The sequence below is a fragment of the Tatumella sp. JGM91 genome, from assembly GCF_018257575.1.
GTDB classification, from domain to species: domain Bacteria; phylum Pseudomonadota; class Gammaproteobacteria; order Enterobacterales; family Enterobacteriaceae; genus Tatumella; species Tatumella punctata.
Genome location: NZ_JAERJP010000011.1, coordinates 124112 through 136876, shown reverse-complemented (window position 1 = coordinate 136876; position 12765 = coordinate 124112). Strand labels below are relative to the sequence as shown.

Sequence of the window (12765 nt, the reverse complement as noted above, 5' to 3'; positions counted from 1 at the left end):
TCATAATCACAAAATTTATTTATTAATTTTTTATGCATAACCGCTGATTAAGCCATTATTCCCGTGCAGAGTGGCCATAAAAGGACAATAACCACAGGAATCAGGCCCTCAGTTACATTTCTCTTACACTTCTGTCCGGCGACAGCGTCTAACATATAACTTTTTATTATGGTAGATTAGCCCACTTTTTTTATTTATCGGGTGGATACTCTCGCAAGATGATTAAATGTTGGTCGAAAGAAGAAACTTTATGGAGTTTTGCGCTCTATGGCACTGCGGTAGGGGCCGGAACGCTGTTTCTGCCCATTCAGTTAGGCTCCGCAGGCGCAGTTGTGTTGTTTCTGACAGCATTACTGGCCTGGCCTCTGACCTACTGGCCACATAAAGCATTATGTCAGTTCATTCTGGCTTCCAAAGCCGGTCATCTCCAGGATGGTATTACTGCAGCAGTACGGGAGTTTTTTGGCCGCAAAGTCGGCAATCTGATCTCTGCGTTATACTTTGTCGCTTTTTTCGTGGTGATACTGATTTATGCTGTTGCTATTACTAATTCACTGGCGGAACAGCTGGCAAGGCATATGACCGTTGGTCACGGTACCCGGATATTGCTCAGTCTGGCAGTGGTCGCGGTACTGAACCTGATCTTTCTCACCGGACGAGGTATGACGATTAAGGTGATGGGCTTTCTGGTCTTCCCGCTGATAGCTTACTTTCTGTTCCTGTCCGTCTACCTCAGCAGCCACTGGCAGCCTGCCCTGCTGACCTCCGGTCTGACTTATACCCCCTCTACCCTTCATGCCATCTGGTTTTCTATCCCTGTTATGGTGTTTGCCTTTAGCCATACCCCCATTATTTCTACCTTTGCTGTTGCACAGCGCGAGAAATATCATGACCAGGCGATGGCTAAGTGCAAAAAAATCATGAAGGTTGCTTATCTGATTATCTGCCTGAGTGTGCTGTTTTTTGTCTTCAGCTGCTTTATGGCCATTCCGGAGGCTAATGTCGAGGTGGCTAAACAGCAGGGTCTGACCATCTTGTCTGCACTGTCAATGATGTCTTCCTCTGCCGGCTGGCTGAGTGTCTCAGGGATTGTTGTCGCGGTTGTCGCGATGTCTAAATCGTTTCTCGGCACCTACTTTGGTGTGATCGAAGGGGCGACTCAGCTGGTCTCTTCTGCAGCGCAGCAGGCAGGTTTCAAGCCGGGCCCGAAACTGAGCCGCGGCTTATCTGTGGCTATCGTGTCGGTGGTGACGTTTATTATCTGTTGCCTTAACCCGAATGCACTGTCGATGATTTATGCCATCAGCGGTCCGTTAATCGCACTGATCCTGTTTATTATGCCAACCCTCTCCTGCTGGCTGGTACCTGTATTACGGCCATACCGTTCCCTGGCCAATGTGCTGGTGCTGATTGTCGGTGTGTTATGTGTCTCGGTAATGTTTTTTAAATAATCCCCTGCCAGCCTGTTTTCCTGACAGGCTGGCTTGTTTTCTCCCTGCCAATATCGCATCTGTTTTGCTATAAAAATCACACATCCCCCGGTTACAGACTATTCTGATAATTGTAAGTTTCCGTATGAAGACAGGCACTTTATCGCGGAATCAGGTACATAGTAGTAACAGTTAATTTGGTCATGGAGGTCTGCATGCTAGCGTCTGCCATTAGTCTGGTTCGGTCCAAGGCAGGTTTTGTCCAGCAATTTATTCGTAATCCGCGAAAGGTGGGCAGTATCACCCCATCATCGATAGCATTGTGTGAAACAATGGCTGCCTGTGCTGACTGGAAAGATGTCCGCCGGGTCGCGGAACTGGGTGCCGGAGATGGTGTGTTAACGAAAGTTCTGCTGAAGCATATGGCGACACAGGCAGAAATTGATGTGTTTGAAATCAGTCCGCCACTGGTACGCAGTCTGAGAGCAATTAACGACCCGAGGGTCAGGGTGCATGCCAATTCTGCCGAGCGGCTCAACGGTCAGTACGACGTGATTTTTTCCGGACTTCCCCTGCTATCATTAGACCCTCCGGTTCGCCATGCCGTGTTGTCGGCGGTGCATAAAAGCCTCGCGCCGGGCGGGGTATTCGTGCAATTTCAGTATACCTCCCTTACCCAGTCAGAACTGTCGCGTTACTTTACCTGGGAACGGAAACGGGTGCTGAAAAATGTTCCGCCGGCCTGGGTATACCGCTGCACTCATCACTGGACACAAGGTTAAACGGGTTATCCGGCTCAGAGCGGTAAAAACACCCCCTGAGCGGATACTGATAACTACCGTGATAAATTAACGGGGTTCCTGCTGCTGTTCTGACAACTCTTCATACATCGCCTGAATCGCCCCCCGGGTGAGTCCTGCCAGGCTGCGATAGAATGCCGTTTCTGCATTCGCTTCAGTCTTACCAAGAAATGCCCCGCACCACGGAAGTAAAAACTGTTCAAACACTGTCATCTGCGCCAGATATTCATCTTCCTGTGACTGGTCTTCCAGCCAGGAGGTCGCCAGTAATAATACCCCGAAATGGTTAGCCGGCGTTTCACTCAGAGGCATACCGCGTTGTTGCAGAAATGTCCGGACCTCATCCTGCTGAGGGCCGCCTTCCCAGTCAGATCCAAACGGTGAGACTGCCGGTACTTCTCCGCCGAATAACGCACGATAATCCTGTTCCAGCGCAGGAAGGTCACAGCTTTTTTGTAACACCGCCAGTAATTCATCCTGTTCCAGTGGCCATTGCTGCTGTAGTTTGCCTTCGCTGATTACCGTCAGCAGTGGCTGCATTACCGGATCGGCCGGTGAGCGGTTATACAATGAACCGAGAATACGACAGATCAGTGAAAATTCATTCATGGAGGATAATTCCTTGCGCGTTAATATCCGGCCCGCGAGATTCTGATGCCCGGCGAATAAAAGCGGGTTGCCGGAAAGTAATATAGCGCAGTATTTAAAGTCCCCTGCCGGCAGTTGTCAATTAAAGCTTGCCGATTGTGAGGTTTTTGCGGGAGATAGCGGTATATCCGGCTATCATGACAGAAATATCAGAGATGCAGACAAAAAGGGCCATACCGGAGGTATGGCCCTTTGTTCAGTAATGCCAGAACAGGCCGTTTAGCCGGTTCTGTTACCCCGCAAAGCAGAATGTATTACCGGGATCAGCTTTTAACTTTTCTGTAAATCCACAGTACCACCAGCGAACCGATCACTGCGACTATAAAGCTGCCGAAATTAAACCCGTTGACTTTGCCAAAGCCAAAAAACGTACTGATCCAGCCGCCGACCAGTGCCCCGACAATCCCTAAGATCACCGTCATAATAAAGCCGCCACCGTCTTTTCCCGGCATAATCCATTTAGCCAGAATACCGGCGATTAGCCCGAAAATGATCCATGAAATAATACCCATAACAGCTCCTTACATTTGATGACTTTACGTAAATCAGAACAATGTTATTCAGTGTAATCACTGTCTGCTTTTTTTCACCCGCTAATAGCCAGGTAATGGACTGCGCAGCAGATACGCAGACTGTCAGGCATTTTGCATCAATGGTACCGGAATTATCCTGCAGTCACATTAATACATCCTGTACAGCAGGTAAGTATAGTCACAGAGTCAGCAGAAGGCGACCTGTCAGAAAAAATTATGACTGGCTGCCGGATATTTAACCAGCAGCCTTAGTAACTCGTATTAACTGTCACGATAAGCATTCGTGACTTTCCACAAATAACGCGGAGCCTGGCTGGCCGGATGTCTGCGCTCAATAAAACGATAGAACTGCTGTGGCGTCATATCATTAATCATCGCAATCGCTGTATTGCGGTTGCGGGAGAAGGTGCGTAATAAGGCACCGGCTCCGTTGGAGTATGAGACGATGGTTGCATATCGCAATGTGACAGGATTATGAATGCCGGACAACATACTGTTTTGCAGGATTCTAATATATGCCGTGCCAATCTCAATATTTTTAGCCGGATCTCTCAGCTCGCTGCGGGTGGGCTGCCCCCGTTTACCCTGCACCCGGTAAACCTCACGGCCTGCGGTGGATGCCTTTATTTGCATCAGACCCACCGCATCAGAACGGCTTACTGCATTCGGGTTTCCACCAGACTCGACACTAATAATGGCGCTGATTAAACGTTGATCAACGCCATAATGACTGGCAGCATCTTCGGTGAAAAGGGACCAGTCATCATTACTGGTCAGTACTCTGGAAGGCGGTGCTTCAATGAGTGGTGTATATTTTTGCTGTACTGTATGCGTCGGTGGTTCACTGGCACACCCTGCCAGTAATAAGGCAGAGAGCACAAGAAATTTTATTTTCACGTTATCGTTATCCTGATCATTTTGCGTCGCCTATGATACAGATTTCTCATCCGCAGAAAATTACCGTTTGTCTTAAATACCCCGGGACTGAAAGGCGTGACTTATCCCGCTATTTTCGCCATGATGGCTCTATTGTCTGAATTATTTGCTGCAAACTTACTGCTATGTCTGTTAACCCTACAATCCGATTAATCGCCCCTTCGGGCTATTGTATTAACCAGCAGGCCGCTGAGCGCGGACTGGATTATCTGCTGACTGCCGGTTACAGGCTGGAGAATACCGGGGTTGTTACCCGGCGCTATCAGCGATTTGCCGGCACGGATGAACAACGACTTGCTGACCTCAACCACCTTGCTGACTGTGAAAATCTGCCGGATATTGTACTCGCGGTACGTGGTGGTTATGGTGCCAGCCGGTTACTGAGTCAGATTGATTATTCTGCACTGGGAAAGCGTTTAGCGGGACAGCCGGTCGCGATTTGTGGTCACAGCGATTTCACCGCCATTCAGCTGGCATTGTTATCCCGGTGCGGCTTAATTACTTTCAGCGCGCCGATGCTGGCAGGTAATTTTGGCGCCAGCCCGCCGTCTGAATTTACCCTGCAGCACTTTCGTAATATTCTGAGGCAAAAAAGTTATACCATCCACTGGTCAGGAAATAAACAAAAAGATTTCAGCGTCAGCGGCACACTGTGGGGCGGGAATCTGGCGATGATCAGTTCACTGACCGGTACCCCCTGGATGCCACAGACAGATAACGGTATTTTAGTGATTGAAGATGTGAATGAACATCCGTTCCGCATTGAAAGAATGTTATTGCAACTGTGGCATGCGGGTATCCTGCAACGTCAGCAGGCAGTAATCACCGGCAGTTTCAGCGGTGCCCGTCCCTCTGAATATGATCAGGATTTCTCACTGGACAGTGTATGGCAATACCTGCAGGAACTGAGCGGCGTTCCCTTTATTGATGGCCTGAGTTTTGGTCATGAACAACAAACTGTAACTCTGCCAATCGGAGCGACAGCAGAGTTAACCAGCAGAGCGGGTCAGAATAGCCTGACCCTCAGTGGTTATCCGGTGATCAGCAGTTCCCGCCAGTAATCCACTGTTTCCGGTTAACTGTTGACTGAACCAGTTGCGGCTGAATAGCTCAGGGGAGTAAGTGTCAGCAGCGGATCGGGACGGCTGTCAGTTCTTTCACAGGGCACCAGTGTTGTGGTGCCTGCATACACAAAAAATGTATTTTGTGTGGCGTTATCCACCATCAGCTGGTCGCCGTTACGAAACAGGGTAATGGATACGGGCTGACCATCCTGTAACCGGGTACGGTCCTGCCCTGCGGCAATCTGAAAGTTATTATCACCCCACATCAGTGTTGAAATACCATATTCCGCACGATCAATGGTCATGGTCGGACGTCCGGCACATGAAATCTGGAATTCGTCCCCGTCATTAGGGGCCGCAAAAGCTAATGCTGTGCTTAAAGGCATCACGATGCCTAATACTGTGGCAATGATCTTTTTCATCACTCATCCTGAGATATGTTTAACGGAGATAATTATTTACTGTGTAGCAAATGATAACCAGATTAAACAACAGAAAACTATCCGCTTAGGTTACAACATAATAAAATTGATGACTGGTGATATATTCCCGCGTGTACAGGTAAAGACTTTATGATCTCTTATCAGCAATTATCCCGCCGTCTGGCTGGCTCTCCGTTTCGCAGCCGGTTTCATCTTGGCGTAAAAGAACGGCAGTATTGCCTGGAAAAAGGTGCTGAGGTGGTGATGCAGCATGCCGCCGACTTTGTCCGCCAGCGGCTGTCGGCGGCAGAGCCGGTAAACGACGGTAAGCAAACCCCGATGCGCGGCCATCCGGTATTTATTGCCCAGCACGCAACGGCAACATGTTGTCGCGGCTGTCTTGAAAAATGGCACCGTATTCCCGCCCGTCAGCCATTAGATGATGCCTGCCAGCGTTATATCTGCGATGTTCTGTTCCGCTGGCTACAGGGTGAGATAACTGCTCCCGCCCCATCTGTTATCTCCGGAAAGTAATCCGCGGCTGTATTATCGTTCACCCTGTCGCCTCCGGAAATGCTATGCTTGAGATCCCGGTAAAACGATAATTACCCGCAATGGACTAAGGTGATGTTATGCGTTATCTGCTGATGGCTGCCGTACTGGTATTAATCACTGGCTGTACCTCCCAGCCCCGCGGGCGTTTGTGTGACGGAGAAGTGTCCAGCCTGTATGGTCAGAATCTCGGCCGCAGTAATGCATGGGTATTTGATCAGGTGAATTATTTTACTGTCAGCAAAAATGCTGTGCGTATTAACAGCGGACCATTAATTTCAGCAGATCGCCAGTTGTATATTCCGGCGGCCGTCACCGCGGAAGGCTATTATGCCCAGCGACTGGGAGATAACCGTTTCCGGCTGATTAATTCACCGCAAAACCTGATGGTCACCTGGACCTGCCCTGCCCCCGGCACTGAATAGTCATGGTGGCCGGCTTTTCCGACAGGTATTTCTGGTATTTCCTGTAGCAGATTTTTATATTTTGTTGCATAACCCGCCACCTGCTGCCCGGCAGCAGAAAGCATGAATACATCAACTATCACCTGAAGAGCGCGCTATCCTCGCCCGGAGGCTTAACAGCCTGCCGGTAAGGTATTATGTACCACTGTTCTTTCTTAAAGGGCTGTCTCTGCCCGATTGGTCCGTAAAGATCCTTCACCCTGACTTAAGAAAATTCCGGTTCCCTGATGAGGAAAAAATCCTCTGCTATACTTAAAAACAACTGATAAAACAGCCAAACAAATCAGTCAAACAAAGGAGAGTTCTGTATGAGTGATAAATTTCAGGATAAAGCGCAGGAACTGGCCGGTGCTGCACAGGAAGCTTATGGTGATATCACCGACTCACCTGAGCATTCAGTAAAGGGTGCTGCGCGTAAATACGCTTCACAGGCAAGCTATGCTGTGCGGGATGCTGCTGATACCATCAAAACACAGGTCTCCGACAAACCTTATACCGGTGTCGCGATTGCGGCGGCTGTCGGGGTGGTGTTTGGTTATCTCCTCGGCCGTAAATAACCGCGGATTGTTTACAGTTAGTACATTACTTCCGGCCCCGTTATTTTTCAGATAACGGGGCTTTTTATTGACAGTGATAGCCGCGGAAATAATCATACACCGGACTAGAAACCGTTATAATCCCCCCTTCCCGGATGACTACCTGAAACAGCAATGAAAAGTAAAATACTGATAAGTGCCTGCCTGATGGGTTTCAATGTCCGTTATAACGGCCGCGATAAACCTTTTGTCTCTGATGCCCTGCAACAACTCCGCCAGCAAAACCGTCTGGTTATTTTTTGCCCTGAAGTGGCAGCCGGGCTACAGACGCCCCGTCTGCCGGCAGAAATACGGGGCGGCAATGGTGACCAGGTACTGACGGGTGCAGCCAGTATTGTGGAAAGTGACGGAACAGATGCCAGTACGGTCTATCGGCTGGCTGCCAGACTGGCACTGACAACCGCCCTGCAGCACGGTTGTCGTTTTGCCTTACTGACAGATGGCAGTCCGACCTGCGGCAGTCAGCACATTTATAACGGAGCGTTTTCAGGACAACAGGTCAATGGCCAGGGTGTAGCGGCGGCTTTATTACGTCAGCATGGCATTGAAGTATTTTCTCACCGACACCCTGAACAGTTACTCGCCAGAATAGCGATCACCGAAACCAATCCGCGGGTCCTGCCACATTTTGCCGGTTGAGAAATAATTCATCTGAAGGGTTAATACTGACAGAAAGGGGTTGCAATTGAGAATCATTACCACTATCTTTAGCTCTGTCGAATAGTTGATTAAAACAGTCAACTATTTGACACGACATTGCTCACATTGCTTCCAGTTATCTTTGCCCGCTGACCGCGGGTTTTTTTTTGTCTGCGGTTGCGCAGACAGTACAGCACCGGAGACTGTGCTGTAGCTCAGAGCCTGCCATAGAAGATGGCAGCGCTCATGACAGTATTTACTGCTTACTGCTTACTGCTTACTGCTTACTGCTTACTGCTTACTGCTTACTGCTTATCAGTCTGAGTTCAGCCTATCCGGATACAACCATTATCCATACCGGCCTGGCTGTCGGGGTTCATCACCACTTTTTCCTGCATACCATTTGCCAGCTTAACCATAAATTCTTTATTGCCAGCAGCCAGATGGCCATTTTCGATTTCTGTCATCTCAGTGACAGCGACGTAACAATGACGCCCGTGTAAAAACATTTTCGCCAACATATTATTTCCTTTTTTATGTTATCTGCTTAATTATCCTGTTGTCAGGTTACAGCAATGTGTCACCGGTTTTTTTTCCTTTCGTGTCTGCGACAGAATGACAACAGGGTCGCCATATTAACCATATAGTTAGCATGGTTACAACGTATTTAACTCTCTCTGCAACAGAGTATAGACCCTGAATCTCTGTCGCTCTCTGTAAAGCACAGCTGAGACCGGTTTTTGTGATAAACATTTCTGCTATTCACTGGCAAAACCCGCAACAGACAACCGAATTAACGTTATAATCCGGAAAATTATTCAATATGTTCAGGTATTACGATGACAAAACTTAGCTTACAAGAACAGATGCTGAAAGCCGGACTCGTCACCAGCAAAAAGATGGATAAAGTTCAGAGAACCGCAAAAAAGTCCCGTGTGCAGGCCCGTGAGGCTAGAGAAGCTGTAGAAGAAAATAAAAAAGCGCAGCTGGAACGAGACCGGCAACTGAATGAACAACAGAAACTGGCTGCATTATCTAAGGAATATAAAGCCCAGGTACGCCAGTTAATTGATATGAACCGGGTACTGATTACCAAAGGCGATATTGAATTCAATTTCACCGATAATAACCTTATCAAAAAAATAACTGTCGATAAAACCACCCAGTCTCAGCTAATCAGTGGCCGTCTTGCCATTGCACGTCTGATAACTGCGCATGCAGACCGCCCCGACTACGCGATTATTCCCGCCGTCGTCGCCGACAAGATTGCACAACGCGACGCCGGGAGTATTGTTTTGAACAGTACTCTGACGCCTCAGGAACAGGATGAAGACGATCCCTATGCAGACTTTAAAGTACCTGATGACCTGATGTGGTAACCCTTGCTGCGGCGGACAGGGTATCTCTCTGTTCGCTGGCGGCAACAGCAGCCACGGTACGGAGTTCAGAACGGGCAGTGACTACCGGCATCCACCACCCGACCGGTGACCGGATGAGTAAAGTGTAATTGACTGGCATGCAGCATCAGTCTCGGCAAGCGGTCACTGCCTGGCTGCTCACGACCACCATAGAGATCACAACCAGCAATCGGAAATCCCAGATGCTGACAGTGAATTCGCAGCTGATGCGTCCGGCCCGTTTCAGGCAGTAATCGTACCCGGCTGACCGGTAATAACGTCCCGTCGGCTAACGGATATGTTTCATACCCGAGCAGCCGGTAAACAGAGCGGGATACCTTCCCTTTAACAGCACAGACCGACATTCTCGGAAACAGGGCGGGATCTTTGGCTATCGGTGCATCAATGATTCCTTCACTCTGTTTCAGATAACCGCACAGTAATGCTTCATATTGCTTGGTGACCCGACGCTGACTGAACTGCTGACTAAGTGCCGCATTTATTGCTTTATTACGGGCAACGACCATCACTCCCGAGGTGCCGAAATCCAGCCGGTGCACCAGTGTGCAACCGGGAAATTCTTTCACCAGCCGGTAATGTACTGAGTCCAGGTTTTGCGGGTTTTTCCCTGACAGGCTCAGTAAACCGGCCGGTTTATTAATCAGCAGCAAATGCTCATCCTGATAAAGAATTTCAATCGAATCAGTACAGGGAGGCGCAATAAAAGTATCGACAATAGCAGACATCAGATGATCCGGAGAATAACAGGCAGCGGATCATAACCAATTTCTGTACTGCTGGCGACCTTTGCCGGTCTTCATCATTACCGCTGATTCAGCGCACTTCCCTGCCGCTATTTTCCTGCGAATGACCGGTATCAGTACCGATTAAATTGTGACTTAGATCACATTAACTGGGATGCACTTCCCCGCGGGGATAAATCTGTCTCACACTGAGAGTCGGTGTTTTTTGTTGCGGAGTAATACTGATGAGTCATTTTTTCTACGATAGCAAAGACCAGATTATTGACAATGTCCTTGAGGGGATTATCCGGACCAGTCCGCATGCTAATCTGACGCGGCTGAAAGCCGATACCGGGTTGCGGGTAGTGATCCGCAATGACTGGGATAAACAACAGGTCGCCCTGATTTCCGGTGGCGGATCTGGCCATGAACCCATGCATGCCGGTTTTGTCGGGAAAGGTATGCTGACGGCCGCCGTCTGCGGTGATATTTTTGCCTCACCGGGGGTTGATGCGGTCCTCAGTGCGATTATTAATGTCACCGGTGACGCGGGCTGCCTGTTAATTGTGAAAAATTATACGGGAGACCGCCTGAACTTCGGGCTGGCAGCAGAAAAAGCCCGGGCACTGGGTTATAAGGTGGAAATGGTGCTGGCCGGGGATGATATCTCCCTGCCTGACAATCCGCAGCCGCGCGGTCTTTCGGGGACCATCCTCGCCCATAAAGTGGCCGGATATGCCGCCAGTCAGGGCCTGTCGTTAACCGAGGTCACAGAGCAGACGCGGGCCGTATTAAATAAAACAGCGACCCTCGGGGTTGCCCTTTCTTCCTGTCATTTACCGGCGTCTGATGAAGAAGACCGGGTGCCGGCAGGGAAAAGTGAACTGGGAATGGGAATTCACGGCGAGCATGGGGTCGCAACACTTGATACACAGAACAGCCGTGAAATTGTACAGCAACTTACCCAACGGCTGTTATCTCATCTCGGGGACTCATCAGATCTGTTACTGATGATAAATAATCTCGGCGGTTTCTCAGCACTGGAACTGGCAATACTCAGTCAGGAGCTGCTCAGCTCCCCATTAGGCAAGCGGGTTAGTTATCTGCAGGGCCCCGCGACCCTGGTCAGTGCGCTGGATATGAAAGGCGTTTCACTGACCGTATTGCCTCTGACCCCGCAACTGCTGGCAGCCCTGCAGGCACCGGTGGAAGTCTCCGGCTGGTCGCCGGTGTATACACCGTCACAGATGCACTGGCATCAGGCCGCCCCGCTGCCGGAAAATAGCCCGGTGACCCCGTCAAAAAATGCACAAACTGCTGCTATTCTGGTCTCAGCATGCCAGGCATTAATCGATAATGAACAACAGCTTAACCGGCTGGACAGTCATGTGGGTGATGGTGACACGGGTTCTACGCTGGCGACCGGCGCACGGTTTGTAGTAAAGGCGGTACAGGATAAGCAACTGCCGCTCAATGATCCGGCAGCACTGTTGCGCTGGCTGGGAGAAAGTATTACCACCCCGATGGGCGGTTCAGGAGGAGTATTGCTGTCGTTATTATTTAGTGCGGCCGCTGAGGGATATGCAGAGCAGCAGCATATAGGTAAGGCATTGCTGGCAGGACTGGAACAAATGAAAAAATATGGCGGGGCAAAAACGGGAGACCGTACCATGGTTGATGCCCTGCAACCGGCTCTGGAGGCCCTGGCAGCAAATGCTGACTGGGATCAGGTAGTCGCAGCAGCAGAGAAAGGGGCCGCGGCGACAGCGGAGATGAAAAAAGCCGGAGCCGGCCGCTCTGCTTACCTGAATGCAGACAGCCTGCAGGGTCATATTGATCCCGGAGCCCGGGCTGTCAGCGAAGTATTTTCCGCAATCCGCCGCCATTGAGGGTAGCGGGTCAGCACGGGAGCCTGTACGCTGCCGTGCTGCCGGACAGAGTCATACTGTCCCTGTTTATCATAAACACCCCCTGCAATATAAAAGCAATCAGGAACCAACCAATAGCTTTAGCTTTGAGGTATCTGTATTTCACAAGGAGGGTGAATATATAAAAATCAGATCTAAATTAATCCCCGCCCCGTTACACAGACATATTCATAATGTGCCTAATGCAATGATTTAATTAGGTTATATTGAGTAAGTTCGTGCACACAGAGCATTGCCGCAATATCCCTCGACCTGACACTTGTTAGTTTGAGTTATATCGCGGCAATTTTTTGTCCCATACATGCCCCACTATTCCGGCCTTTCAAAACTCTTCACCATAAACATCACCACTCCGATCACCCTGGCATCATCCAGAGCATCACCCTCGATAATTCCACCATAAGCAATATTTACTGGTCAGATGACTTGGAGGAAACAACTATTCCTGCGTAAGAATGATGATTGAAAAATTTACGGCATATACAGGCTATCGAATGAACCAATGGTGAGCGTAGTTTTACGAAAGGGGAATTCTATAGTTACCTGTTAATCAAAGTTTTTTCATCAGATATCTGTCCTGCAAGTGCTTTCAGTGCAGATTGCTTATCTGATT

15 protein-coding genes are annotated in these 12765 nt (G+C 49.4%); 9 read left to right on the top strand and 6 right to left on the bottom strand.

The window, feature by feature from the left end:
- The first annotated feature begins 218 nt into the window (after window positions 1–218).
- Together JK198_RS09470 and JK198_RS09465 are read left to right on the top strand one after the other, a co-directional pair.
- Window positions 219–1451, top strand: coding sequence for an amino acid permease (locus JK198_RS09470; RefSeq protein WP_212708846.1), 1233 nt, complete (start codon window positions 219–221; stop codon window positions 1449–1451).
- A 194-nt stretch (window positions 1452–1645) separates the two neighbouring features.
- Complete coding sequence (locus JK198_RS09465) at window positions 1646–2212, top strand: methyltransferase domain-containing protein (RefSeq protein WP_212710445.1); 567 nt, start codon at window positions 1646–1648, stop codon at window positions 2210–2212.
- Between the two features lie 66 nt (window positions 2213–2278).
- On the opposite strand, the gene JK198_RS09460 is transcribed toward JK198_RS09465, so the two are convergent.
- The 3 genes from JK198_RS09460 to JK198_RS09450 form a co-directional block, all read right to left on the bottom strand.
- Window positions 2279–2839, bottom strand: a complete 561-nt coding sequence (locus JK198_RS09460) for a molecular chaperone (protein WP_212708848.1) — start codon at window positions 2837–2839, stop codon at window positions 2279–2281.
- Between the two features lie 302 nt (window positions 2840–3141).
- The gene (locus JK198_RS09455) at window positions 3142–3390 is read right to left on the bottom strand and encodes a GlsB/YeaQ/YmgE family stress response membrane protein (protein ID WP_212708849.1); all 249 of its coding nucleotides are present in this window, start codon (window positions 3388–3390) and stop codon (window positions 3142–3144) included.
- Window positions 3391–3672: 282 nt separating this feature from the next.
- Window positions 3673–4308 (bottom strand): transglycosylase SLT domain-containing protein, encoded by a 636-nt coding sequence (locus tag JK198_RS09450; RefSeq protein WP_212708850.1) that lies wholly within the window; start codon window positions 4306–4308, stop codon window positions 3673–3675.
- A 164-nt stretch (window positions 4309–4472) separates the two neighbouring features.
- On the opposite strand from JK198_RS09450, the gene ldcA reads away from it, so the two are divergent.
- Window positions 4473–5408, top strand: coding sequence for a muramoyltetrapeptide carboxypeptidase (gene ldcA / locus JK198_RS09445; RefSeq protein WP_212708851.1), 936 nt, complete (start codon window positions 4473–4475; stop codon window positions 5406–5408).
- 14 nt (window positions 5409–5422) lie between these two features.
- On the opposite strand, the gene JK198_RS09440 is transcribed toward ldcA, so the two are convergent.
- Window positions 5423–5833 (bottom strand): hypothetical protein, encoded by a 411-nt coding sequence (locus JK198_RS09440; RefSeq protein ID WP_249213291.1) that lies wholly within the window; start codon window positions 5831–5833, stop codon window positions 5423–5425.
- A gap of 150 nt (window positions 5834–5983) precedes the next feature.
- Here JK198_RS09440 and JK198_RS09435 point away from each other — a divergent pair, with 150 nt between their 5' ends.
- The 4 genes from JK198_RS09435 to JK198_RS09420 all read left to right on the top strand — a co-directional run bounded on the left by JK198_RS09435 (window position 5984) and on the right by JK198_RS09420 (window position 8084).
- A complete protein-coding gene (locus JK198_RS09435) occupies window positions 5984–6367 on the top strand; it encodes a DUF4186 domain-containing protein (RefSeq protein ID WP_212708852.1) in 384 nt (127 codons plus the stop codon).
- A gap of 98 nt (window positions 6368–6465) precedes the next feature.
- Window positions 6466–6810, top strand: coding sequence for a hypothetical protein (locus JK198_RS09430; RefSeq protein WP_212708853.1), 345 nt, complete (start codon window positions 6466–6468; stop codon window positions 6808–6810).
- Between the two features lie 347 nt (window positions 6811–7157).
- A complete protein-coding gene (locus JK198_RS09425) occupies window positions 7158–7406 on the top strand; it encodes a CsbD family protein (protein ID WP_212708854.1) in 249 nt (82 codons plus the stop codon).
- 153 nt (window positions 7407–7559) lie between these two features.
- Window positions 7560–8084, top strand: a complete 525-nt coding sequence (locus tag JK198_RS09420) for a DUF523 domain-containing protein (protein ID WP_212710444.1) — start codon at window positions 7560–7562, stop codon at window positions 8082–8084.
- A gap of 326 nt (window positions 8085–8410) precedes the next feature.
- On the opposite strand, the gene JK198_RS09415 is transcribed toward JK198_RS09420, so the two are convergent.
- Window positions 8411–8605 carry a hypothetical protein gene (locus JK198_RS09415; RefSeq protein ID WP_212708856.1) on the bottom strand — a complete coding sequence of 65 codons (195 nt, stop codon included), beginning with the start codon at window positions 8603–8605 and terminating at the stop codon, window positions 8411–8413.
- A gap of 318 nt (window positions 8606–8923) precedes the next feature.
- On the opposite strand from JK198_RS09415, the gene JK198_RS09410 reads away from it, so the two are divergent.
- The gene (locus JK198_RS09410) at window positions 8924–9463 is read left to right on the top strand and encodes a DUF2058 domain-containing protein (RefSeq protein WP_212708857.1); all 540 of its coding nucleotides are present in this window, start codon (window positions 8924–8926) and stop codon (window positions 9461–9463) included.
- Between the two features lie 65 nt (window positions 9464–9528).
- Here JK198_RS09410 and JK198_RS09405 read toward each other — a convergent pair whose 3' ends face one another.
- Window positions 9529–10227 carry an RluA family pseudouridine synthase gene (locus JK198_RS09405; protein WP_212710443.1) on the bottom strand — a complete coding sequence of 233 codons (699 nt, stop codon included), beginning with the start codon at window positions 10225–10227 and terminating at the stop codon, window positions 9529–9531.
- 242 nt (window positions 10228–10469) lie between these two features.
- On the opposite strand from JK198_RS09405, the gene JK198_RS09400 reads away from it, so the two are divergent.
- The gene (locus JK198_RS09400; RefSeq protein ID WP_212710442.1) at window positions 10470–12113 is read left to right on the top strand and encodes a dihydroxyacetone kinase subunit DhaK; all 1644 of its coding nucleotides are present in this window, start codon (window positions 10470–10472) and stop codon (window positions 12111–12113) included.
- Window positions 12114–12765 lie beyond the last annotated feature (652 nt).

Coding starts and splice junctions, on each gene's coding strand:
- JK198_RS09470 (WP_212708846.1), top strand. CDS start 219: ATGATTAAATGTTGGTCGAAAGAAGAAACTTTATGGAGTTTTGCGCTC.
- JK198_RS09465 (WP_212710445.1), top strand. CDS start 1,646: ATGCTAGCGTCTGCCATTAGTCTGGTTCGGTCCAAGGCAGGTTTTGTC.
- JK198_RS09460 (WP_212708848.1), bottom strand. CDS start 2,839: ATGAATGAATTTTCACTGATCTGTCGTATTCTCGGTTCATTGTATAAC.
- JK198_RS09455 (WP_212708849.1), bottom strand. CDS start 3,390: ATGGGTATTATTTCATGGATCATTTTCGGGCTAATCGCCGGTATTCTG.
- ldcA (WP_212708851.1), top strand. CDS start 4,473: ATGTCTGTTAACCCTACAATCCGATTAATCGCCCCTTCGGGCTATTGT.
- JK198_RS09440 (WP_249213291.1), bottom strand. CDS start 5,833: ATGAAAAAGATCATTGCCACAGTATTAGGCATCGTGATGCCTTTAAGC.
- JK198_RS09435 (WP_212708852.1), top strand. CDS start 5,984: ATGATCTCTTATCAGCAATTATCCCGCCGTCTGGCTGGCTCTCCGTTT.
- JK198_RS09430 (WP_212708853.1), top strand. CDS start 6,466: ATGCGTTATCTGCTGATGGCTGCCGTACTGGTATTAATCACTGGCTGT.
- JK198_RS09425 (WP_212708854.1), top strand. CDS start 7,158: ATGAGTGATAAATTTCAGGATAAAGCGCAGGAACTGGCCGGTGCTGCA.
- JK198_RS09420 (WP_212710444.1), top strand. CDS start 7,560: ATGAAAAGTAAAATACTGATAAGTGCCTGCCTGATGGGTTTCAATGTC.
- JK198_RS09415 (WP_212708856.1), bottom strand. CDS start 8,605: ATGTTGGCGAAAATGTTTTTACACGGGCGTCATTGTTACGTCGCTGTC.
- JK198_RS09410 (WP_212708857.1), top strand. CDS start 8,924: ATGACAAAACTTAGCTTACAAGAACAGATGCTGAAAGCCGGACTCGTC.
- JK198_RS09405 (WP_212710443.1), bottom strand. CDS start 10,227: ATGTCTGCTATTGTCGATACTTTTATTGCGCCTCCCTGTACTGATTCG.
- JK198_RS09400 (WP_212710442.1), top strand. CDS start 10,470: ATGAGTCATTTTTTCTACGATAGCAAAGACCAGATTATTGACAATGTC.